Below are 22552 nucleotides of genomic sequence, written 5' to 3'. Positions count from 1 at the left end.
ACGGGTAGCACAACCCGCCGATGACGACGCAAACAGACACGCAAAAACATGGCTTCCGCCTCGGTACCCGTCGGTCGCCGCTGGCGATGGCTCAGGCTGAGGAAGCGCGCGACCGGTTGGCCGCGGCACACGGAATCGATCCTGCGCATATAGAGATCGTTGCCGTCACCGCCAGCGGGGATCGCATCCAGGACCGCGCTTTGGCGGAAATAGGCGGCAAGGCCCTGTGGACGAAGGAGCTGGACGCCTGGCTCGCCGCCGGAGAGATCGATTTCGCGGTCCATTCGGCCAAGGATGTCGAGACGATTCGCCCCGCAGCCTTCACCATCGGCGCCATCCTCCCGCGAGAGGATGTGCGCGACGTGCTGGTGGGCGCCGAGAGCATCCGCGCGCTGCCGCAAGGCGCGGTGGTGGGCACGAGCGCGCCGCGCCGCGCCGCCCAGCTGCTCCACGCCCGGCCCGACTGCACGGTGGTGACGTTCCGCGGCAATGTCGCCACCCGGCTGGCCAAGCTGGCGGCGGGAGAGGCCGATGCCACCTTCCTGGCCGCCGCCGGGCTCAATCGCCTGGGCGAAACCGGCACCGGCCATCCCCTTGACGAGGAAGACTGGCTCCCTGCCCCTGCGCAGGCCGCGATCATGATCGAGTGCCGCGCAGACGATGCGCGCACGCTCGGCTTTCTTGCGGCGGTCGACCACGGCGAGAGCCGCGCCTCCGTCCTGGCCGAACGCGCCTTGCTGGCCGGGCTCGGCGGCAATTGCCACAGCCCCATCGCCGTGCTCACCCGGCTTGACGGCGATGGGCTGACGATGCGGGCGGCGCTCTACAGCCCCGACGGCGCGGAACGGGTGGAGGGCGCGGCCCGCTTTGCCATGGACGATCCCAAAGGCCCCGCACGCCTGGCGGCAGACCTGCTGGCCCGCGCGGTTCCCGCCATCGCCGTCCACTTCGCCGGACCGGCCTGACTCCCTCATGAGCGCCCCGCGCCTGCCCGTCATCGTCATCCGCCCCGAGCCGGGCGGGGCGGCGACGGTCGCGGCGGCAAGCCGGCAGGGTCTGGATGCCCGCGGATTTCCGCTGTTCGAGATCGTCCCGCTGGACTGGCATCCGGTCCCGCGCGAAGAGGTCGATGCGATACTGATCGGCAGCGCCAATGCCATGCGGCAGGCCGGACCGGCGCTGGCGGACTATCGCGGCCTGCCCGCCTATGCCGTGGGCGAAACGACGGCCGCAGCCGCGCGGCAGGCCGGATTGGACGTGGTGCGGGTCGCGCGCGGCGGATTGCAGTCGGTCATGGCGCAGCTGGATCCCGGTCACCGCAGGTTGCTGCGCCTGGCCGGGCGCGAGCGGGTGGACCTCGCGCTTCCCGCGCCCTGCACCATGGCCACGCGCGAGGTCTACGCCAGCGAGGCGCTGTCCATGCCCGCCGAACTGGCCCGCCTGCTGCAGGACCCGGCGCTCGTCCTGCTGCATTCGGGCGAAGCCGCCGCGCATTTCGCCTCCGAATGCCGCCGGCTTTCACTCCCGCGGACGCGGATCGCGCTTGCCATCATAGGTCCGCGCCTCATCGCGCGGACCGGCGAGGGCTGGGCTGCCGTGCGCTGCGCCGCCGCCGCCAATGACGCCGCGCTGCTGGCCTTGGCCGAAGAGATGTGCCAAGGCTTCCCCTCGGGATCGTAAACTGACAGAACCACACTTGATGCAGGACTTCACCTCGCCGCAGCCTTCTCCAATCTCGCGTCCGCGTTCGCGCGGGGGCCTGTTCTTCGTGGCATTCATCGCCTTCCTGCTGGGCGGGGCGCTCGTCGTCTGGGCCGCGCAGGACGGGCTGCTGGACAAGATCCTGCCGCAGCGCGCCGCAGACCCGGCCGCGCCGCAGCCCGAAACGCAGCCGACGGCCGCTCCGGTGCCTGCCCTGCCGGCCGCCACCGCACCTGCCTCGCCAGAGCAGCTTTCCTCGCTCAGCTCGGTGGAAGGCCGCCTTGCGCTGATCGAGGACCGCATTTCGCGGATCGATTTCCAGACCGACGCCGCTTCCGGCAATGCCGCCCGCGCCGAAGGGTTGCTGATCGCCTTCGCCGCGCGCCGCATGGTCGATCGCGGGGAACCGCTCAGCTACGTGGCCGACCAGCTCCGCCTGCGCTTCACCAATGCCCAGCCCCGCGCCGTCCAGACGGTGATCGAGTTTTCGAAGAATCCGGTCACCATCGATGAGCTTTCCGCTCGCCTCGAGGCGCTCTCGCCCGAATTGAGCGAAAGCCAGAGCGACGAAAGCCTGTGGCAGAAGGCCCGCCGCGAACTGTCCAGCCTCTTCGTGGTGCGCCGCGAATCCTCGACCCTGCTGACGCCCACGGCCCGCATCGACCGCGCCCGCCTGATGCTCTCGGCCCGCCGCATCGCCAATGCCATCAGCGAAGTCGAGCGCCTGCCCAATGCCCAGGCCGCGCAGACCTGGACCGCCGACGCCCGCCGCTATCAGGACGTGCAGGACGCGCTCAACCTGCTGGAAACCACCGCCATGCTCGAACCGCGCCGCCTCACCGACGCGGAAGGCCAGGCCGTCGACCAGCCCAGCCCGCTGGCGACGCCGGGCGTTCTGCCCACCGACCTGCCCTCGGCAGATGCCTCGGAAGCGGTTCCTTCGGAATAAGGTCTGGATGCGAGGGCGAAAGCTCTCCTGCATCCGGCACCGGCAAGACCCGCACGGCAAGGACGGCTGACGCCTCCGCACGCCCGTCATCCCGAACCTGTTTCAGGATGACGTGGTTTCTTCGGGCTCGAACCTCTCGCTGCACCCTTCATCCAAGCGACAGTGCAGGCGGAGGTCCGCTTTCTATGCCTGCAGAAGCTCGGGCAGCTTGCCCGACATGCCCCGCGCCTCGTCCATGAAGAAGCGCTTGAGGCTGGGCAGGCGCTGTACCGCGCCCATGCCGAGACGGCGCGCGGCGCTGGGCAGGCGGCCGGGAATGCCGAACAGGCGGGTCAGCCCATCGGTGACCGACATGACCATGAACGTATCGAGGCTGCGCCACTTCTCATAGCGGGCCAGCAGCTGGGCGTCGCCCGGCTCCAACCCGAGGCGCATGCCCTCGGTGAGCACTTCCACCAGGGCGCCCACATCGCGCAGGCCGAGGTTGAGCCCCTGCCCGGCAATCGGGTGCATGCCGTGGGCCGCGTCGCCGATCACCGCAAGCCGCTCGTCGATGACGTGACCGGCGTGATGGAAACGCAAGGGATAGCTCACGCGCGGCGCGGACAAGGTGATCTTGCCGAGCACGCCGTGCATGCGGCTTTCCACCTCGTTGAGGAACATGGCATCGGGCATCGCGATGATCCCCGCGGCATCCTTCTCCGCGACCGTCCAGACGAGCGCGCTGCGGTGGCGGCCCTGGTCGTCGTCGAGCAGCGGCAGCAGGGCGAAAGGCCCGGCCGGATAGAAGATTTCCCAGGCCGTGTTGGCGTGGGACTTTTCGTGGAACAGCCCGGTCACCATGGCGCGGTGCTTGTAGTCCCACTTGGCGAGCGCAAAGCGGGCCTCGTCGCGGGTGGGCGACTGGCGGCCCTCGGCGGCGACCAGCAGGCTGGACTTCAGCACGCGGCCGTCTGACAGTTCCACTTCCACCCCGTGCGGGCCGCGATCCCGGCGTACCGCTTCGGTGCGGACGTGCCAGGCGATGTTCTTTTCCTCGCGCGCGGCGGCGAAGAGGGCGAGGCGCAAGTCGCGGTTGGCGAACATGCGGCCCAGCGAGCCTTCCTCGGGCTTGGGCGTGAAGTCGATCCGGCCAGGCTTCATCGAATCGGTGACCGCGATCGAATCGATCGGGCAGCCGAGATTCTTCAGCGCGGGCGCTAGGCCGATATTCGTGAAGAGGTTCCAGCTCGCGGTCGAGATGGCCGAGGCGCGGCCATCCGCGCCCTCGGCGGTCAGGTCGGCCGGGTCAGCCCGGTCGATGACGTGGCTGGTGATACCCGCCCGGGCCGCGGCAAGCGCCAGCGTCATGCCGACGAGGCCGCCGCCCAGGATGATCAGGTCGCGGTATTCCGCCTTTTGGTCTTGCGTCGCTGCAGAGTCGTTCATCGACGGCAGCTATCGGCCTCTCCGGCGTTGATGTCGAGACACCTTCCGTCCCAAGTGCCGGCGGGCGCGGTCAGGCCCACGGTTGCGGCCAGGGTCGGCGCGATGTCCACGGTCTCGACCGGGGTGGGCTGTTCGAAGCCGACCATGCCCTTGCGCCAGAACAGCATCGGCACCCGGCGGTCGTAATCCCAGGGGCTGCCGTGCGAGGCGACCTTGAAGGGCGCGGGCTTGCCCGGCACCACGCCGCGCACGGTCAGCATCTGCACTTCGCCCGAGCGGCCGGGCACGAAGGAGGCGCGGACTTTCTGCTCCATGGTCCAGTCCTGCGGGTTACCCTTGGGCTCGGGCCACTGCATGATCTGGTCCTGCGTGTAGACTGCGGCGATCTGCGGGTTGGTCTTCAGGCGTGCGACGAGCGCGGCCATGACCTTCTGCTTCTGATCGGGCGTCAGTTCGGCCGAGAACCAGACGCTGCCCGCCTCGCCCGCACCGTAGAACAACGGTCCGTTCTTCACGGTAATGCCGGTTTCCTGCGAAACGGCAGCGGCCAGTTCCTTTGCCGAGAGCGCCGGATCGATGCGGGCGGCATCGGGATTGCCGCGCAGCTTCTGCCGTTCGGGCGCATCGAAGCCGCCATGGTCGGCGCTGAGCACGACTTCGTAGTCGATCCCGCGCGCGTCGAGGGCATCGAACAGGGTAGCCAGCGCTTCGTCCAGCACGTTCATCTGGATGCACATTTCCACGCCCTCGGTACCGAAGGCATGGCCGACCTTGTCAGTGGCCGAGAAACTGACCGACAGCACGTCGGGCACGGCATCCTTGCCCATGCCCAGTTCGTCGACCATGCGCACGGCCATTTCGGCAGTGGCGGTATCGATGCGCGGGCCGTTGGAGTAGGCATTGAAGTCGCCCGCGGCCAGCGGGAAGCGATAGGTGCCGATGGTGAAGTCCTTGATCGGCGTCGCGCGGTCTACATTGCCGCACCAGCCCGGCACCGGCAGAGCGCCGTCACCCGCGGCAACGCGCCTGGCCATGACCGCGTTCTCGGCTTCGACAGCCTTGGTGATCTTGCGATTCTCGAACGTGGTGAAACCCTTGGGACCGATCCAGTAGACGGCATCGGTGTCATGCCCGCTCATCATCACGGCAGCACGGTCCTTGGCGGAAACGGCGGCATTGATGGTCTTCGGGTTGCGCTTCTTCATGAGGTCGCCCAGCGTCGGCGCCTTGAGGTGCGCGGCGCTGACCACCGGCTTGTCCGGCGTCGATTTCGGGTTGGTCTCGTCCTCGACGCAGTAGACTTCCTTCTCGGCGCGGCCGATGCCCGGCATGAACCAGGAATTCGCAGTGATGCCCGTGCGCGAGGGGTGCACGCCGGTCAGCAGTGTGGAGTGGCCGGGGCAGGTTTCGGTGGCGGCATGCGACTGGAAGCCCGAGGCGAAGACAGCACCTTGCAGCAGCCGGGTGAAGCCCTTGGTAAAGTGCTCGCGGTACTGGGCGAAGAGGTCTGCCGAGAACTGGTCCACCGAAACCGCAACGATCAGCTTCGGCTGACCCTGCGGCGAGACGGCCGAAGGGGCGTCGGAAGTGGCGGCGGATGGCGCGGGAGCGGCCGGTGCTTCCTGCGCCGTGGCGGGGGCCGAAACGGCCAGAGCCGCGATCAGGGCCAGCGGGGCAAGCGACGAGGAGAGCAGGCGCATCGGGGGTCTTCCTTGAAATGTCGGCACAATCGGCGCAGATGCAGCGATGTCTGGAATGCGCGAATGACGCAAGCGCCGCCCAACGCACGGGAGTTTCATGGAAAAGCGCCGCTATAGCCTGTTTGTGGCACTCATGTGTCAGATGCTGGCGCTCGTACTCATGCCGCTCGCCGCGCGGGCCGCTGCACCGCACATCGCCGCCGAACTGGTGGCGGGCCCTGCCGCCGCGCCCGGCGGCGAAACGACCATCGCCATTCACATGACGCCCGAGAAAGGTTGGCACGGCTACTGGTCCAACCCGGGCGACGCGGGGCTGGGCATGCAGCTCGACTGGACATTGCCGGACGGCGCCCGGACGGGCGCGCCGCGCTATCCGGTGCCGCAGACGCTGGTGGTCTCCGGCCTGATGAACCATGTCTATGAAAGCGACTATGCGGTCCTGGTGCCGTTCACGGTGCCGGCCGGGGCAGCGCCGGGAAGCCGGATTCCCGTGCATGTCCGCGCACAGTGGCTGGCCTGCACCGAGCAGATCTGCGTGCCCGAACAGGCCGATCTCGCCGTGGAAGTGCCGGTTGCGACCGGCCCTTCCGCCCCGGCCGACCCGCGCTTCGCCGAATGGCAGCGCCGCCTTCCCGCGCCGCTCGATGCTGCCGGAACCTTCAGCCTCGATGACCGCGCGGTGCGCCTGGCCATTCCGCTGCCCGCCGCGACTCCGCTGGAAGGGCCGCATGTCTTCGTGGGCGAGGACAAGCTGATCGATTATGCCGGCGCGCAGCAATTCGCCTGGAAGGGCGACATGCTGATCGTCACCCTGCCCCGCGCCAAGCTCGACGCGCGCGGAACGGACCGGCTGACCGGGGTGCTGCGCCTCAATGCAGCCGGCGACGGCATCGCCTTCTCCGCCGCCCCGGGCACGGTTCCTGTCGGCGGCGTGCCGCTGGCCAGCGACGACGCGGCACCTGAACTGCCGTCCCTGCCGCTGCTGCTGCTGGCCGCGCTGGCGGGCGGGCTGCTGCTGAACGTCATGCCCTGCGTCTTCCCGATTCTCAGCCTGAAGGCGCTCAGTCTCGCCCGTGCCGGCGAGAGCGAACAGCATGCCCGGATCGAAGGGCTTGCCTATGCCGCGGGCGTCATCCTCGCCTGCCTGGGTCTCGGCGCCGTGCTGCTGGCCTTGCGCGCAGGGGGCGAACAGGTCGGCTGGGCCTTCCAGCTGCAGGAGCCGCTGGTCGTCGTCGGCCTGCTGTTCCTCTCCGCCGTCATCACGGCCAATCTGCTGGGCCTGTTCGAGTTCACCGTGCCCGGCTTCGCCTCGGGCGGCCCGTCTTCCAGCGGTTCCTCCTCCGGCTCCGCGCGCCCCGGCCATTTCAGGGGCGCTTTCGCGACCGGACTTCTGGCAGCCTTCGTCGCGACGCCCTGCACCGGCCCCTTCATGGCGAGCGCCATGGGCGCAGCGCTGCTGCTGCCGGTGCTGCCCGCGATGACCCTGTTCGCCGCGCTCGGCCTCGGCATCGCCCTGCCCTTCCTGGCGGTCGCCTTCATTCCGGCGCTGCGCAGGCGCATGCCCAGGCCGGGCCGCTGGATGGTGACATTCCGCTACTGGATGGCGCTGCCCATGGGCCTGACCGCCTTGGCGCTGGCCTGGCTGACATGGAAAGTCGGCGGAACCGGCTTCGCTCTGGCAGCGTTGGTCGGCCTGCTCTTCGTCCTGGCCGCGCTCTTCGTTGCCGGCCGGGCGCAGCACCGCGGCAAGTCCGCCAGGGCCGCCGCCCTGATCGCCGCGGCCCTCGCGGTGCTGGCGCTCGTCGTGCTGCCGCGCCCGGCCCCGCCCGCGGCGACGTCGGACTCGCTGCTCGCAGCCAAGCCCTTCAGCGAAAAGGCCCTTGCCGAAGCACGCGCCGCCGGCAAACCGGTGTTCGTGTGGATGACCGCCGACTGGTGCCTCACCTGCAAGGTCAACGAGCAGGTCGCCATCGAGCGTGAGGACACCCGCGCCGCATTCGAGAAAGCGGGCGTGGTGGTGCTGCGCGGCGACTGGACCCGGCGCGACCCGGAAATCACGCGCTATCTGACGGCGCAAGGCGCAGCCGGGGTTCCGCTTTACGTCTGGTATGCAGGCGGGGCCGGAAAGGCCGAGCAACTGCCGCAAGTGCTCACGCCCGAACTCCTGGCGGGCAAGGCCGGAGCCTGATTACCGGCACGGGAACGGCCTTCAGCCGGTCTCGTGCTTGAACAGGCCCATGAACAGCACCGCGCAGGCAATGTGCGCGGCGGCGATCCCGGCCAGCCAGCCCGGCATCATCAGGGAAAAGTCGACGAAGCACGAAGCGGCGGCGACGAGCGAAGCGAAGGGATAGCCGTGAGACATGCCCCAAAGGGACGCTCCGACGGTTAATTCCGGCTTGCGCAGGGCAGTTTCTTCCGGGTTAACGAAAGAAATTTCCGGCGGGCTTTCCGGGACTTGCCGTCCTCGTCGGAAACCCCGCCAGAAACGAAATCAGCGTGCGAAAGCCTTGAGTTCCGCAAGCCGGATCGCTTTCCCGCCCGCCGGCGTCATGGCCACGCGAATCCGCTCCGCCGTCACCGGCGTCCAGCTCAGCCGCGTGACGCCGTTCGCCAGCGGCGCGGCAGCGGGCGCCGCCACGACCTGCCAGCGCCCATCGCGCCACGCTTCGACCCGGACCTTGCGCGGCGCCGCGAACTTCCCGCCGTCCGCAAAGAACGCCAGTTCGGTGGCACCCAGCGTGACCGACTTGCCGAAGTCCACGGCATACCACTGCTCGCTCGCGCCGGCGGCGGAATCCCAGCCATTGGGTAGTTCGGGATAGAACCAGGCACGGCCGTCGATGCCGTCGTGGAGCTTCTCCGCCTCGGTTCCGGAAGACGCGCTGGCCTTGGGGAAGTTGCCCCGCACAAGCTGCACCGCCAGGTTCGTCTCACGCAGGACCGGCGCGTTGGCCTTGCGCGTGAGCGGCACCTCGATCCGGCCGAGGTCGCCGCGATGCGCGACTTCGGCCCCGTCCACGGCGATGGTCAGCCCCTTGCGGCCATAACGCCTGCCATCCGCGTCCCAGGTCACCGAGACCTCGTGCCCGTGATAGGGCACGCGCTCGATGTGGAACCAGCCCAGCGCCTGGGCGTCGTTCGCCGCCGGAAGGAGCGGGTTCACTTCCAGCACGTCGTCCGCGCGCGGACGGATGCCGACCAGGCCGGTCATCACCAGATCGAGATAGCCGGAATGGAAATAATGATGGCTGCGGTCCAGCCCGACGATCGGCTTGCCGGTCTCGGGGTGATAGTCCTCTTCGAGGTCGAGGCGCGCGCTCCTGCCCTCTCCCTGATAGTGCATCTGCGTATATTGGCGCAGCAGGCGCATGTAGTCGCTGCGCGTCACCGGGCCATGCTCGTCGTAGTGATCGAGCAGGTTGGCCATGCCGGTCAGCACTTGCGTCGTCTGATAGGGCCAGATCGGGCCGTTCCACTGGCACTCGGGCGCGGTGCCGAGATAGCGGTACTGCCGCATGTAGTATTCGTAATTCTGTTCGACGGTCCGCATTCCGGCCTTGCCCCCCAGGGACGCGGGATCGAGCAGATGCGCCCAGGCCTGGGAATACTTCGCATCGTCCGGCACCAGGTCGAACATCCAGGGCAGATAGCCCACCAGCTCGCGATTGCGGATCTGGTCCCAGTACTTCACGTGCTCGTTATCGACCTGATAGCGATCGACGAAGTGGCCCAGCTTCGGGCTCCACAAGTCTGCCAGCACGCGCGTGCGCAAGGCCTGGGCGCGGTCGGCATATTCCCTGGCCATGGCCGTGTCGCCCGCCATTTCCGCCATGCGCGACAAGGCGCGGGCATTGGCGAACATGTAACTGTTGACCGAGGGCCGGAAGGAATCGCCGCCCCGGAAGCCGTCCTTGCCGCCCGAGGCGTCGATCGAGGAGACGGTGTACTCGGTGGCATCGAGCAGCGGCTCGACGAAATAGAGGCCCTTGGTGAAGTCGAACTTCTCGTCCCACAGGCGGTAGATGTGGCGCATCGTCTTGAGGTGGGCCAGCACCGCCGCACGGTCACCGTCCACGAGATAGCGGCCCCAGACGGAGTCCGCCATGTGGTCGGTGAAGTGGCGGTCGTTGCCGCCCTCGTACATGAAATTGACGTAGTCGTCGGTGAACCGGCGGTCGTTCAGCCAGCGTCCCTCGGCGATGTGGAAGCCGCTGGCATCGTTGAGGCTGGCATAGGGCTCACGCTGCCAATCCACGTCGTCGGCGAATTCGGTGGTGACGTAGCCCTGCGCGCCTAGGTCGCGCTGGTGGGCCCGGAACAGGCCCCAGCGATAGTAATAGACAGCGTCGATCTTGGGATCGGCGCTTTCGAAGAAGGGAATGCGCTGCTCGTACCAGGCGGCATCGTTGCCGAAGCGGGCCTTGGCGATGGCGGCGGCGTCGAGCTTCGGGGAAGCCGCCGGAGCCACGGAAGCGCCGAGACCGGAATTACCGGCAGCAGCAGCAGCAGAAGCCTGGGAAGATGCGGCGGGCGGCGGGCTGGCCCCGCACGCAAGAAATGCCGCGGTGGCGAGGATCGTCCGGAAGTTTCCGCGCATCGTTACCCCTTCATGGTCTGGCGAGCGTCAGCAGGTGCCGAAAATAATAAGGCGGCCGTCCTCCGGGCCTGGTTGGGAGAGGAGCCCGGAGGAACGGCCGCCCATGGCGGACCGCGACGCGGAATGGCGTGCACCGCGGCCTGCCTTGTCAGGTTAGAACTTGAAGCGCGCACCCACTTCGAAAGTGCGGTCGTAAGTACGCGTGTCGCGCGGGGTGCTGGTGTAAACGCCCGTGAGCGAGTTCAGACCCTTGAAGCGATCCTGGTAGGTACGGTCGGTGATGTTGGTCGCATCGAAGGTGACCGTCAGGGCCGGCGTGACATCGTAGCTCATCGAGAAGTCGAGCTGGCCGGTCGGGTCGGCGACGATGGTGCTCGCCTGGGTGCCGCCCGAGTTGTAGCTGTCGACGAAGCTCGAACGCCAGTTGTAGGCCAGGCGCGCCGAGACGCCGTACTTCTCGTAGATCGCCACGAGGTTGTACGAATACTTCGACACGTTGACGAGGCGCTGCGTGCCGCCGTTGATCGGATCGTCGTTCTTGCCTTCGATGTAGGTGCCGTTGATCTGCGCACCCAAGCCACCGAGCGGCCCCGGCAGGAAGTCGAAGAACTGCTGGTAGGCCAGTTCGATGCCCTTGAGCGTACCTTCCACGCCGCGGGGACGGGTAACCAGCCAGTCCTGGCCCTGGTAGAGTTCAGGAGCCGAGTAGGTCTGAATGTAATTGTCGAACTTGCGGTAGAATGCCGCTGCCGTAACCGACGCATTGTTGCTGATGTAGTATTCCAGCGTCGCGTCATAGGCGTCCGACTTGATCGGCGCGAGGTTGGGGTTACCGCCGCTGCCCGTGCCGGCATAGCCCTGGTTGCCGGTCGTGCCGCTGGGAACGTACGTCACGAGCGGGTTGAGATCGCCGAAGTTCGGACGCGTGATGGTCTTGCCCGCTGCCAGGCGCAGCTTCAGGTTATCGGCCAGACCGAAGCGGATGTTGATGCTCGGCAGGATGTTCAGGTAGTTCTGCTTGCTGTCGACGCCATTACCGGCAAGGTTCTGCACGGTGTTGACCACGCGGGCGCCGACCACGCCGTCAACCGGCATCGAACCGATGTCGAAACGATAGGCAGCCTGACCGTAGAAGGCGTAGGTCTTTTCAACGTCGAAGAACGCGAGTTCGGGCGTGTAGGGACGATCGCCGGCCGGCTGACCGAACCAGCTACGCACGGTGTCGCTGTTGTTCAGCAGATAGTCGCCGTTGGCATCGAGGAACGTGCCGATGCCGGCCTTGCCCTTGACGAGACCGCTGGGCGAGAGATCCCAGAAATCTTCGGGAAGCGTGCTGACGAGCACCGGGTTCGTGGCGGCAAGGCCGACCGAAGCGGTTGCCTGCGAACTGACGTGGCGGTTGGTGTAGCGAGCGCCGACCTTGATCGCCGACAGGAAACCGTCGTCGAAGCGGTGCTCGAGATCCGCGCGCCATGCCCACTGCTTGCTGATTGCGACGCTGTGGTTGTCGAACAGCGTGCGCAGCGTGAAGTTGGCGGGATCGGTAAGGTCAACGCCCTGGATGTCGATGTTCGGCGTACCGCCGACGTCGAACTGGTAAACGGCCGTCGGTGCGTTGAACGACGTGTCGACGATCATGTTGCGATTCTTGATCTTGCTGCGGTTGTACGTCAGCTCGGTCGTGATCGTCGTGAAGTCGTCGGCATCGAACTTGAGGCCACCGTTGATCTGGTAGGTGGTGGTCTTGTCCTTGTACGCCTGGTTGCTGGTGATCGTGTAGGCGTCATTGACCGTCACGCCATCGGCCAGCGCCGGGTAGTCAGGATTGGGGGTGACGGAGGTGACGTTGCCGGCCTTCGGCAGACCGACGAAGAAGTCGGTGTCGTAGCGGTTCTTGTACTGGGTGTAGAGACCGTCGACATAGACTTCGAGGTTCGGCGCGGGACGCCACTGGAACGAACCGTTGTACGCCATGCGCTTGCGGTCGCCATTGGTGTAGAGGCCGCCCACGGTGTCGGGCACGCCAACCATGTTGCCGGTGGCGGGATCGGCGATCGGGTTCGAGACGAAGTCGAACGCGGTGTTGTCCTCGAAGCGGCGACGGTTATACGAGGCCGAAAGCATCAGGCCCATTTCGCCGATCGGGGTATCCCAACGATCGCTGACGAGCGCGCTGCCGAGGTAGCCCCACTTGTCGGACTGGTCGGAATAGACCGCACGGCCGCCGCCAGCGATCTCCAGGCCGTTGAAGTCGAACGGACGGCGCAGACGCACGTCGATGACGCCGGCAACGCCGCCTTCGACGAGATCGGGGGTGCTGGTCTTGTAGACGTCGACACCGGCAAGCAGTTCGGCCGGGATGTCCTGCAGCGAAACGCCGCGGTTGACGCCAGTGAAGGCTTCGCGGCCGTTAAGCAGCGTGGCGGTGTTCGGCAGACCGCGAATGAGCACGGTGCCGGCTTCGCCCGCGCCGCGGGTCACCTGAACGCCGGTCACGCGCTGAAGCGCGTCGGACACGGTGTTGTCGGGCAGCTTGCCGATATCCTGAGCGACGATCGAGTCGACGATCTGGATCGAGTTTTCCTTGATGCGCTGCGCACTCGCCAGCGACGCACGAACGCCGGTGACGATGATCTCTTCGGTCTGCGCAGGCTGATCGTCGGATTGGGCGGCAACCGTGTCCTGGGCCTGTGCGACGGTGGCAAGGCTCAGTGCGAAGACGGATGCGGTGCAGAATGCGAATGGCTTGAGTGCCATGGATCAACCCTCCCATGGGGGCTGGCCCATACCATGCCCCTTCAAATTACTCGGACTAATTATTAGTCTGACTAATGCGTTGCAAGCGGAAATGCGGGAGGCTTGTCAAAAAGCTCGGAGAGGTGTGGCAGAATGGTCGCAGACCCGCCCGGAACCTGCTGTTTCCGGGCGGGATTGTGTGTTTTCTTGTCTGATTAACCGGCAATCCAGCTCGTTGCCGGGTCTTTCTTGTCGGTCAGCTTCACGGTGTCGCCGGCGAAGGCGAGCGCCTTTGACGAATCGGACTTGGACACGAAGCGAACGGTGCCCTTCGCTTCGCCCGCCTCACGCAGGAACAGGTCCGCGCTGCCGAGCGGGGCCAGGGTAACGGTGCCGTCCTGGCCGGCCTTGAAGCCGTGGTCGCGCAGGAGGATCGGCGAGAGCTGGACGGCGCCGTCGGCACCGGCGATCTCGCGGAACTGGGTCTGCGGCAGCGGCGCATTGGCGGCGAGGGCCAGTTTGGTGCCGTCATGGCTGAGCATCACGTCGCGGCGCACCGCAGGCGTGAAGCGTTCGGGCAGAGCGCCGTTGCCGACCGGGACGCCGAAGTCCGGCGCACCCTTGGCATCGTAGTAGATGCGCTGGACGCGGGTGTGGCGATCGGGGTTGAGCAGCGGGTCGCCTTCGATCTTCTCGTAGTCGCGGCCGTGGTAGACGAGGATGTCGTTGCCGTGCTCGTCCACCGTGAAGCTGTTGTGGCCGGGGCCGTAGACCGAGGTTTCCACGTTGGTCGCGAAGACCGGCTTCTGCGACTTGGTCCAGGCCTTGGGGTCCATGAGGTTCGCGTTCTCGTCGATCGTCAGCATGCCGAGGCAATAGACGGCACCGGTGCCGCTGGCCGAGTAGGTCATGAACAGGCGGCCGTTCTTGACGAGCACTGCCGGGGCCTCTGCCACCTTGTAGGCGCGGGTTTCCCAGTCGAGCGTCGGCACGGTGAGGCGCACGGGCTCGGCCGAGAGGGTCAGCGCGTCCTTCATCGGCGCGAGGTAGAGGTTCGAATTGGTGTCGATGCCCTCTTCGCGCTGGGCCCATGCGAAGTAGCGCTGGCCCTTGTGCACGAAGCTGGTGGAATCGAGGTTGAAGCTGTCCCACGGCATCTTGAATTCGCCCAGGACCGACCACTTGCCGGTCATCGGGTCGGAACCGTCGCAGACGATGGCGTAAGTGCGGATGCGGAACACGTCCTCGCCGCCGCCGCTGGGGCCGGCTGCGAAGTACATCACCCACTTGCCGTCGACGAGGTGCAGTTCGGGCGCCCAGAGGAAGCCGGACATCGGTCCGGTCTTTTCATGGCGCCAGAGCACGCGTTCCTCGGCGGTGGCGAGGCCGGCCAGCGTCTTCGAGCGGCGCAGGATCAGGCGGTCGTACTCGGGGACCGAGCCGGTGAGGTAGTAGTTGCCGTCCTCGTGGCGGAAGACCTGCGAATCCGCGCGGTTCTTCACCAGCGGATTGATCGGGCCTTTGAGCGGGTCGGTCACGGCCGCCTTGTCATCGCCGCCGAGGGCGCTGTCGCCCGCCTTAGAACAGGCGATGGGCAGAAGGGCGGCGCTGGCCGCGAAGGTGCGGCGCGAAAGGGAAAAGTTCATGTCATCCTCTCCGAGATTCTTGATTCGTGGCGCCGGTCACTCTGTCCGGCGATAGGAAAAAAGGGCACCCCGATCGGGGGACCGGGGTGCCGTCAGGTGGGTTCAGTATTGGGCGACGGGCCACCCGTCCGCATCCCAGCGGATCGGCGCGATGCGCAAGGTGGGAGCCCCGTTCGCCTGCTTGTCGTAGGCGTGGTATACGACGTAAGTGGTGCCGTCCTTGTCGGTGAAGGCGCCGGCATGGCCGGGGCCGCGGAAGCGCTGCTGTTCTTCCAGGTCGGCGCGCAGGAAGATGGTGCCGCGGCCTTCCATCATCGAACTGCCGTCCTTGCCGAGGTAAGGCCCGGTGATCTTCTTCGAGCGGCCGACCACGGTGTAGTAGGTGCTGTTCACGCCCTTGCAGCAGTAATCGTAGCTGGCGAGCAGGTAGTAGAAGCCGCCGTGCGGGATGATGAACGGCGCTTCCACCGGCGCCGGGCCGCCCGCAGGGGCAAGACGGCGCGCGATCGAATAAGGCTCGGTGCCGGGAGCGACCTTGCCGGTCTTCGGATCGAGCGGGAAGAGCTTCAGCCCGGTCCAGAAGCTACCCAGCGAGAGCCACTGGCGGCCCTGCGCATCCTCGACGAAGTTGGGGTCGATGGCGTTGAAGTCGTCCTCATGCGTCGACATGACGACGAGGCCCTGGTCCTTCCAGCCGTAGCCTTTGGCCTTGGGATCGAGCGTCTTGCTCGTGGCGAGGCCGATGGCGGAACGGTTGGAGCCGAAGGTCGAGACCGAATAGTAGAGCCGGTATTCGCCGTTCACATAGGAGATGTCCGGCGCCCAGATGCCTTCGGTGCCGGGGATCGCCTGCTTCGCCCAGGCCGGGATCTCGGCGAAGACCGAACCGGCGTCCTTCCAGGTCTTGAGATCCTTCGAGGTCTTGATGCCGACGTAACGGCCCACGGTGCTGAAGACGTAGTAAGTATCGCCTTCCCGGATGATGACCGGATCGTGCACCGTGAGGTCGCCGGTAAGCTGGGAATTGAGCGTGCCCGCTCCCTTCTCGCCGACCTGCACTTGCGCATCGGCCGCACTGGAGGCGGCCAGCACGGCAAGACTGGCGGCAGCGAGGAATTTCCTGAACACGTTAACTCTCCAAATCTGTCTTATGCTGCGCAGGCGTTCCATGCGGCGACGATCTCGGCGGCCTTGGCCCCGACGGTCGCGGCATCGAAGCCGGGCTTGTAGAGGCTGCCGCCCACGCCGATGCCGAACACGCCGGCCGCGCGGTATTCCGCGACATTGGCAGCGCCCACGCCGCCCACCGCCCAGACGCGACTGGTCTTGGGCAGGACTTCGCGGATAGCCTTGATGTAGCTGCTGCCCAGCACCGAGCCGGGGAACAGCTTGAGGTCGCTGGCACCGGCCGCGACGGCGGCGAAAGCCTCGGTCGGGGTCAGGAAGCCGGGGAGCACGTCCATGCCGAGTTCGATCGCGCGCTTGATGACGGCGGGATCGACATTGGGCGAAACCATGAAAGTGCCGCCGACGCCCGCGAGCGTCTCGGCAAGATCGGTGCCGATCACGGTGCCACCGCCGATCGCGGCGCGGTCTCCCAGAGCCTCGGCCATGGCGCCGATCGAACCGGCCGGGTCGGGCGAGTTGAACGGCACTTCGATGATGCGCACGCCGGCTTCGACCAGCGCGGTGCCGATCTCGACCGCTTCGTGAGTCTGGATGCCGCGCAGGATCGCGACGACCGGGGCAGCGCCATCTGCCAGAACCTGTTCGATCTTCATGCTCTCAATTCCTTTGCGATACGCAGGCCGGCGAGAACCGCCGCGTCGCCGTCGATGCGGCGGGCGGTGCAGCCGATCCCTTCCAGCGCACGGTCATAGAGCGCCGACAGCGCCGGGTCGCCTATCAAGATCACCGAAGTGCCCGGCTGCACACGCGCTGCAACTTCGCCGCCGATCAGCAGGCCGGAAATGTACCCGCGCGACCAGTCTTTCGAGCGGCCGTCGAGCATCCGCGCGCCGCGTGCTTCGAACAGCGCGCCGGTCAGCGGCTCTCCGCAGCGTTCCAGACCGCGCGCGAAGCCTTCGTCGACAGTGCCCTCGCCGGGGGTATCCGGCCCGGTCAGGGTCGACTTGCCCGCCAGCAGGGCGAACAGCTCTCCGGTGGGGTGCGTGCGGAAGCCAGTGATCGTGCCGTCCTTGACCGTGACCCATTTGCAGTGGGTGCCCGGCAGCGCGATCAGGTGCTCGCCCTCGCCCAGTTCCGGGTGAAGCGCGAGGGCGCCGAAGACCTGCGCTTCCTCGCCCCGCATGACTTCCGGCGCGCCGTCCGCATGGCAGCTCAGCCCGGGCAGCACCGAAACCGGAACGCCTGCCACTTCAAGCTCCGTGCGCGAGGACAGCCACTTGGCGGCGTCCGCCGGGCAGGCCGCATAGCCTGCCGCGACGAGAGCGCCGGGTGCCCCGGCCATGCCGCAAAGCACGACTTCGGCCAGCACGGCACCGGACTGCTCATTGGCAGCCTTCCAGAGTTCCAGCCTCTCGGCCAGCGCCTCTTGCGCATTGCCTTCGAGCGCGCCCGGCCCATCGAGCCGGGCAACTACGTCCTCGCCGTCAAGGCGGAACAGCCGCAGGCGGGTCGTACCCCAATCGCCGAGGACGTAGTTCACGCTCATTGCAGTTCGAGCACCACGACCGACTTGGCCGGCAGGGTGACGACAAGGTTGCCGCCCTGCACGGTCGCGCCGGAGAAGGCCTCGGGCTTGACCGCATTCGGAGTGTCGAAGGTGTTGTGCGAATTGATCGCCGGTGCCGTCAGGATACGGCCGGTGACCGCCGAAGCGCTCACACCGTCGAGCTTGATCGTCACCGTGTTCGACTGGTTCGGATCGAGGTTCGACAGGCCGACATGGATCTTGCCGTCCTTCGCCTTCACGGCCGAACCGCTGACGGCCGGCATCGAGAACTCGTCCTTGTGATACCAGGGCGACTTGATCTGGATCGGCAGCACGGTGGCGTCCTGCCAGGGCTTGTACATCTCGAAGACGTGGTAGGTGGGCGTGAGCACCATTTTGTTGCCGTCAGTGAAGATCATCGCCTGGAGCACGTTCACCATCTGGGCGATGGCGGTCATGCGCACGCGGTCGGCGTGCTTGGCGAAGATATCCAGGTGGACGGAGGCGATCAGCGCGTCACGCAGGGTGTTCTGCTGGCGCAGGAAGCCCGGATGCGTGCCCGGATCCTGGGCGTACCACGAACCCCATTCGTCCACGGCCAGGAAGACCCGCTTTTCGGGGTCGTACTTGTCCATGATCGCCGAGTGCTTGGTGATCAGCTCGTCCATGTGGCGCGCGCCGTTCAGCGCATCGGCCCAGCCATGCTCGTCGAAGTCGACGGCAGGCGCACGCGGCGGCCAGCCACCGGCGGGGTGGACGTAGTAGTGCAGCGAAACGCCGTCGAGCTGCGGGGCCGCGACGCGCATCATCGTCTCGGTCCAGTTGTAGTCGTCGACATTGGCGCCGGCGGCGACCTTCAGGATCTTGGTGCCGGCGGGGGCCTTCACGAAAGTGGCATAGCGACGGGTCTCGTCGGCCGCGAATTCGGGCCGCATGTTGCCGCCGCAGCCCCAAAGTTCATTGCCGACGCCGAAGTAGGCGACCTTCCAGGGTTCCTTGTGGCCGTTCCTGGCGCGTTCGTCCGCCAGCGAACCTGCGGGAGAGGTCATGTATTCGACCCACTCGGCCATTTCGCGCGGGGTGCCGTCACCGACGTTGCCGGCGATATAGGCCTCTGCGCCGACCTGGCGGATCAGTTCGAAGAACTCGTGCGTGCCCACGGTGTTGGGTTCGGTCACGCCGCCCCAATGGGTGTTGATCTTGACCGGGCGCTTGTTCTGCGGGCCGATGCCTTCACGCCAGTTGTATTCGTCGGCGAAGCAGCCGCCGGGCCAGCGGATCACCGGGACCGAAAGGTCCTTGAGCGCGCTGACGACGTCGTTGCGGAAGCCGTTGGTGTTGGGAATCTTGCTGTTCTTGCCGACCCACAGGCCGCCGTAGATCCCGTTGCCGAGGTGCTCGGCGAACTGGGTGAAGACTTCCTTGTGGTAGACCGGGCCGGGCTTGGCGGCGTCGATCGTCGCGGTGGTGGCCTGTCCGTCGGTATCGGCGTGAGCCGTGCCTGCGAGCGCGGTAGCGCTCAGCAGGACGGCAGCAGTGGTAAGGCGAAGCGCCTTCAGCATTGTCAGTCCCCTCCCTGGGAAATTCAGTCGTGGAATTCTTCGACCATATCGCGCTTGCCGCGCAGGAAAGCGTCGGCGACGAGGCGCAGCGGCGCGATGTCCACATCGCTGCGACCGCCGCGGATCAGGTTCGCGAAGCGCGAATAGAGACCCGGATATTCGAGGTCTTCATTGTGCTCGGTGCCGCTGGGCAGCGTGAGCACGGCGCCGCCGTGCGAGAGCTTCAGCGTTCCCGCATCGGTCTCGACGATGATGTCCCAGGACTGCGGGCCGGTCTGGCGCCAGTCCAGGTCCATGTGGATCTCGGCCCCGGCCGTGTCGCGGAACTCGATGTCGGCGGCGATCGGCGCGGCGCGGTTGGCGGGCAGGCTGAGCGTCGCTTCCTTCAGGAAGAACGGACGCGGCAGGATGTGCGTGGCGATCGAAAGGGCATTGATGCCCGGATCGAACACGCCGAGGCCGCCCGGCTCCCAGATCCAGGCCTGGCCCGGATGCCAGACGCGCACGTCCTCGCGCCAGATGATCTTTGCGCTCAGAATCTTGCGCTCGGCCAGCCAGGCCCGAGCCGGGGCGACGCCCGCGGCGTAGCGGGAGTGCCACGATGCGAAGAGAGTCACGCCCACCTTGTCGGCGCGGCTTTCCAGCGCGGCCACTTCGGCCAGGGTCGCGCCCGGCGGCTTTTCGAGGAAGACGTGCATGCCCTTGGCCAGCGCCTGCGCGGCCAGGTCGTAGCGGACCTGCGGCGGGGTGCAGAGCGCCACGGCGTCGATCGCCGGGCCGTTCTCGATCAGGTCGTCGAGGCTGGAGAAGTGCGGGATGCCTTCAGGGCCGCGATGGTGCGGGCTGACGGTGGCGCCGAGGCTGAAGTTCGGGTTGCCCTCGATCGCGGGGATGTGCTGGTCCCTCGCGATCTTGCCCACGCCGACGATGGCGATGCGGATCGGATCCATGGCTCAGAGCGCCTTCACGGTCGTGGTCGCTTCGGCCGAAGCGGCGGCGCGGGCGAGCGGGTTCGAAACCGGCAGGGTGAAGGGCGCGGCGTCGATCTCGAACACATCGCCTTCCTGCGTGGTCACGCCATCGGCGAACGACAGGGTGGCGGTGCCGAAGAAGTGGACGTGCACGTCGCCGGCGCGGCGGAACAGGTCGTACTTGAAATGGTGGTGCTCAAGGTTCGCGAACGTGTGCGACATGTTGCCTTCGCCCGAGAGGAAGGGCTTTTCCCAGATCGTTTCGCCGCCGCGCACGATCTTGCTGGTGCCTTCGATCTTCTCCGGCGGGGTGCCGAGCAGCAGTTCCGGGCCGAGGGCGGCCTGGCGCAGCTTGGAGTGGGCGAGCCACAGGTAGTTGTGACGCTCGGTCACGTGGTCCGAGAACTCGTTGGCAAGCGCGAGGCCGAGGCGGTAGACGTTACCGTCTTCACCGACCAGGTAGATGCCGGCCAGTTCGGGCTCTTCGCCGCCGTCCTTGGCGAAAGCAGGCATGGTCAGCGCTTCGCCGGGGCCGACGAGCAGCTGGCCGTCGCCCTTGTAGAACCATTCCGGCTGCTGGCCTTCGGTGCCGGCGGCGGGCTTGCCGCCTTCGAGGCCTTCCAGAAACATGCGCATGGAATCGGTGACGTGCTCACCCGAGGCGGCAGCCTGGTGCATCTTGTTGCGGCCTTCGGCCGAACCGAGGTGCGTCAGGCCCGTGCCGGTCATCAGCAGGTGGGCAGTATCGTCGTGGTCGATCGGGGTGAGCAGGTTGCCCGCCGCGAACTCGGCCTTGATGTCGACCGCTTCGCCCTGTCCGGCAGCCTTGGCGGCATCGGCCAGCGTCACGCCTTCGGCGATGGCGCGCGACGCGAGTTCGCGCGTGGTGGTGACGCCCTGAAGGAAGTGGGCGGCATCGCCCTCGGCCAGGATGACGGAGCGCACGCCGTCGGGCGCGCGATGCTGGAGCAGGCGAAGGTAGGTCATGGAGGTCTCTCCCAGGTCCGCAGCGCGCCTTCTTGAGGGGGCGCGCTGCGGGGATTGAGTGGGGTTAGTTGAGGGTAAGCGTGCCGTCGATCAGGCGGGGAGCGCCGTCACCGAAGGCTGCGTCGCGCAGTTCGGCCGGAAGCACGTCCTGAGCGAGGTTCTGGTAGCTGACCGGACGCAGGAAGCGGTCGATCGCCATGCTGCCGACCGACGTGGTGCGCGGGTCGGAGGTCGAGGGGAACGGGCCGCCGTGCACCATCGCGTGGCACACTTCGACGCCGGTGGGCCAGCCGTTGGCGAGGATGCGGCCGACCTTGCGCTCCAGCACGGGCAGCAGGCGCGAAGCAGCGGCTTCGTCGGCGGCGTCCATGTGCAGGGTGGCGGTCAGCTGGCCTTCCAGGCCTTCGAGCAGGCTGGCAAGTTCGGCTTCGTCCTTGCAGCGCACGACGATCGACGCGGCGCCGAACACTTCGTGGCCGATCGCCTTGTCGGCGAGGAACTGCTCGGCCGTGGTCTGGAACAGGATCGCACCGCCGGTGGTCTTGCTGCCTTCTTCGCCCTTGGCGATGGTCTCGACGCCGGCATTGCCTTCAAGCGCTTCGACGCCCTTGGCATAAGCGGCGGCGATGCCGGTGGTCAGCATGGTCTGCGGCTTGGCTTCCGACACACCGCCGGTGGCGGCGGCAACGAAAGCGTCCAGGCCTTCACCGTCCACGGCCAGGATCAGGCCGGGGTTGGTGCAGAACTGGCCGGCGCCCATCGTCAGCGAACCGACGAAAGCGGTGCCGAGAGCGGCGCCGCGGGCCTTGAGCGCTTCGGGAAGCAGCAGGACCGGGTTGATGCTCGACATTTCGGCATAGACCGGGATCGGCACTTCGCGGGCCTGTGCCAGCTTGGCGAGGGCGAGACCGCCACCGCGCGAACCGGTGAAGCCGACCGCCATGATGCGCGGATCCTGCACGAGCGCGGCGCCGAGTTCGTTCGACGGACCGACCAGGTGCTGGAACACGCCTTCGGGAAGACCGGCGTCCTTGACGGCCTTGGTGATCGCGGCGGCAATCAGCCCGCCGGTGATCGGGTGGGCCGGGTGGCCCTTGACCACGACCGGGCAACCGGCGGCCAGCGCCGAAGCGGTGTCACCACCGGCGGTCGAGAAGGCGAGCGGGAAGTTCGAGGCGCCGAACACGGCGACCGGGCCGACCGGGATCATGCGCAGGCGCAGGTCGGGGCGGGGCAGAGGAGCGCGGTCCGGCAGGGCCGGATCGATGCGCAGCTGCTGCCACTGGCCCTTGCGGACGACATCGGCGAACATGCGCAGCTGGCCCATGGTACGGCCACGCTCACCTTCGCCGCGGCCGCGCGGCAGGCCGCTCTCGGCAACATAGGCGTCGATCAGCGAATCGCCGATGGCCAGGATCTCGTCTGCGATTCGCTCAAGGAACGCAGCGCGGGTTTCACGGTCGGTGGCACGGTAGGTATCGAATGCGGCGGCCGCTGCGGCGCAGGCGGCGGTGACATCGGCAAGGCCGTTCACGGCCAGCGGTTCGCCCTGGGGCTCGCCGGTTTCGGCCACGATGGAACGGAATTCGGTCATTTGG

Annotated in this window: 17 protein-coding genes; 4 read left to right on the top strand and 13 right to left on the bottom strand. The window is 67.1% G+C overall.

Going from position 1 to position 22552, the window contains the following annotated elements; all coding sequences use genetic code 11:
* Window positions 1–86: 86 nt before the first annotated feature.
* The 3 genes from hemC to AC1VV3_RS12110 are packed head-to-tail and all read left to right on the top strand — an operon-like array spanning window position 87 to window position 2650.
* Window positions 87–965 (top strand): hydroxymethylbilane synthase, encoded by an 879-nt coding sequence (gene hemC / locus AC1VV3_RS12120; protein ID WP_482962098.1) that lies wholly within the window; start codon window positions 87–89, stop codon window positions 963–965.
* A 7-nt stretch (window positions 966–972) separates the two neighbouring features.
* The gene (locus tag AC1VV3_RS12115) at window positions 973–1680 is read left to right on the top strand and encodes a uroporphyrinogen-III synthase (RefSeq protein WP_482961870.1); all 708 of its coding nucleotides are present in this window, start codon (window positions 973–975) and stop codon (window positions 1678–1680) included.
* A gap of 19 nt (window positions 1681–1699) precedes the next feature.
* The gene (locus AC1VV3_RS12110) at window positions 1700–2650 is read left to right on the top strand and encodes a hypothetical protein (protein WP_132268343.1); all 951 of its coding nucleotides are present in this window, start codon (window positions 1700–1702) and stop codon (window positions 2648–2650) included.
* A 183-nt stretch (window positions 2651–2833) separates the two neighbouring features.
* On the opposite strand, the gene AC1VV3_RS12105 is transcribed toward AC1VV3_RS12110, so the two are convergent.
* Window positions 2834–4078, bottom strand: a complete 1245-nt coding sequence (locus AC1VV3_RS12105) for an FAD-dependent monooxygenase (RefSeq protein WP_482961869.1) — start codon at window positions 4076–4078, stop codon at window positions 2834–2836.
* Window positions 4075–5778, bottom strand: coding sequence for an alkaline phosphatase family protein (locus AC1VV3_RS12100; RefSeq protein ID WP_482961868.1), 1704 nt, complete (start codon window positions 5776–5778; stop codon window positions 4075–4077). The genes AC1VV3_RS12105 and AC1VV3_RS12100 overlap by 4 nt, the downstream gene beginning before the upstream one ends.
* A 97-nt stretch (window positions 5779–5875) precedes the next feature.
* On the opposite strand from AC1VV3_RS12100, the gene AC1VV3_RS12095 reads away from it, so the two are divergent.
* Complete coding sequence (locus AC1VV3_RS12095) at window positions 5876–7966, top strand: protein-disulfide reductase DsbD family protein (RefSeq protein WP_482961867.1); 2091 nt, start codon at window positions 5876–5878, stop codon at window positions 7964–7966.
* 21 nt (window positions 7967–7987) lie between these two features.
* Here the strand turns inward: AC1VV3_RS12095 and AC1VV3_RS12090 are convergent, their stop codons facing one another.
* The 11 genes from AC1VV3_RS12090 to AC1VV3_RS12040 all read right to left on the bottom strand — a co-directional run bounded on the left by AC1VV3_RS12090 (window position 7988) and on the right by AC1VV3_RS12040 (window position 22548).
* A complete protein-coding gene (locus tag AC1VV3_RS12090; protein WP_166675212.1) occupies window positions 7988–8143 on the bottom strand; it encodes a hypothetical protein in 156 nt (51 codons plus the stop codon).
* 129 nt (window positions 8144–8272) lie between these two features.
* Window positions 8273–10378 carry an MGH1-like glycoside hydrolase domain-containing protein gene (locus AC1VV3_RS12085; RefSeq protein ID WP_482961866.1) on the bottom strand — a complete coding sequence of 702 codons (2106 nt, stop codon included), beginning with the start codon at window positions 10376–10378 and terminating at the stop codon, window positions 8273–8275.
* Window positions 10379–10531: 153 nt separating this feature from the next.
* On the bottom strand, window positions 10532–13135 hold the full coding sequence (locus tag AC1VV3_RS12080) for a TonB-dependent receptor (protein WP_482961865.1): 2604 nt from the start codon (window positions 13133–13135) through the stop codon (window positions 10532–10534).
* Between the two features lie 194 nt (window positions 13136–13329).
* Entirely contained in the window at window positions 13330–14760 is a 1431-nt protein-coding gene (locus AC1VV3_RS12075; protein WP_134093938.1) for a glycoside hydrolase family 43 protein, read from the bottom strand.
* Window positions 14761–14862: 102 nt separating this feature from the next.
* Window positions 14863–15888: an arabinan endo-1,5-alpha-L-arabinosidase gene (locus AC1VV3_RS12070; protein WP_482961864.1), complete on the bottom strand. Its 1026-nt coding sequence runs from the start codon at window positions 15886–15888 to the stop codon at window positions 14863–14865.
* Between the two features lie 20 nt (window positions 15889–15908).
* Window positions 15909–16541 carry a 2-dehydro-3-deoxy-6-phosphogalactonate aldolase gene (locus tag AC1VV3_RS12065; RefSeq protein ID WP_482961863.1) on the bottom strand — a complete coding sequence of 211 codons (633 nt, stop codon included), beginning with the start codon at window positions 16539–16541 and terminating at the stop codon, window positions 15909–15911.
* A complete protein-coding gene (locus tag AC1VV3_RS12060; protein ID WP_482961862.1) occupies window positions 16538–17434 on the bottom strand; it encodes a 2-dehydro-3-deoxygalactonokinase in 897 nt (298 codons plus the stop codon). Before AC1VV3_RS12060 ends, AC1VV3_RS12065 begins: the two co-directional genes overlap by 4 nt.
* Window positions 17431–18996 (bottom strand): alpha-N-arabinofuranosidase, encoded by a 1566-nt coding sequence (locus AC1VV3_RS12055; RefSeq protein ID WP_132268323.1) that lies wholly within the window; start codon window positions 18994–18996, stop codon window positions 17431–17433. The genes AC1VV3_RS12060 and AC1VV3_RS12055 overlap by 4 nt, the downstream gene beginning before the upstream one ends.
* A gap of 23 nt (window positions 18997–19019) precedes the next feature.
* Window positions 19020–19946, bottom strand: a complete 927-nt coding sequence (locus AC1VV3_RS12050; protein ID WP_134093933.1) for a Gfo/Idh/MocA family protein — start codon at window positions 19944–19946, stop codon at window positions 19020–19022.
* Between the two features lie 3 nt (window positions 19947–19949).
* Window positions 19950–20954 (bottom strand): AraD1 family protein, encoded by a 1005-nt coding sequence (gene araD1, locus AC1VV3_RS12045; protein ID WP_482961861.1) that lies wholly within the window; start codon window positions 20952–20954, stop codon window positions 19950–19952.
* 64 nt (window positions 20955–21018) lie between these two features.
* Window positions 21019–22548: an aldehyde dehydrogenase (NADP(+)) gene (locus tag AC1VV3_RS12040; RefSeq protein ID WP_134093931.1), complete on the bottom strand. Its 1530-nt coding sequence runs from the start codon at window positions 22546–22548 to the stop codon at window positions 21019–21021.
* Between the last annotated feature and the right edge of the window lie 4 nt (window positions 22549–22552).

It is taken from the genome of Novosphingobium sp. BL-S-34 (assembly GCF_056857015.1).
This window is presented reverse-complemented; position numbering and strand designations above follow the sequence as displayed.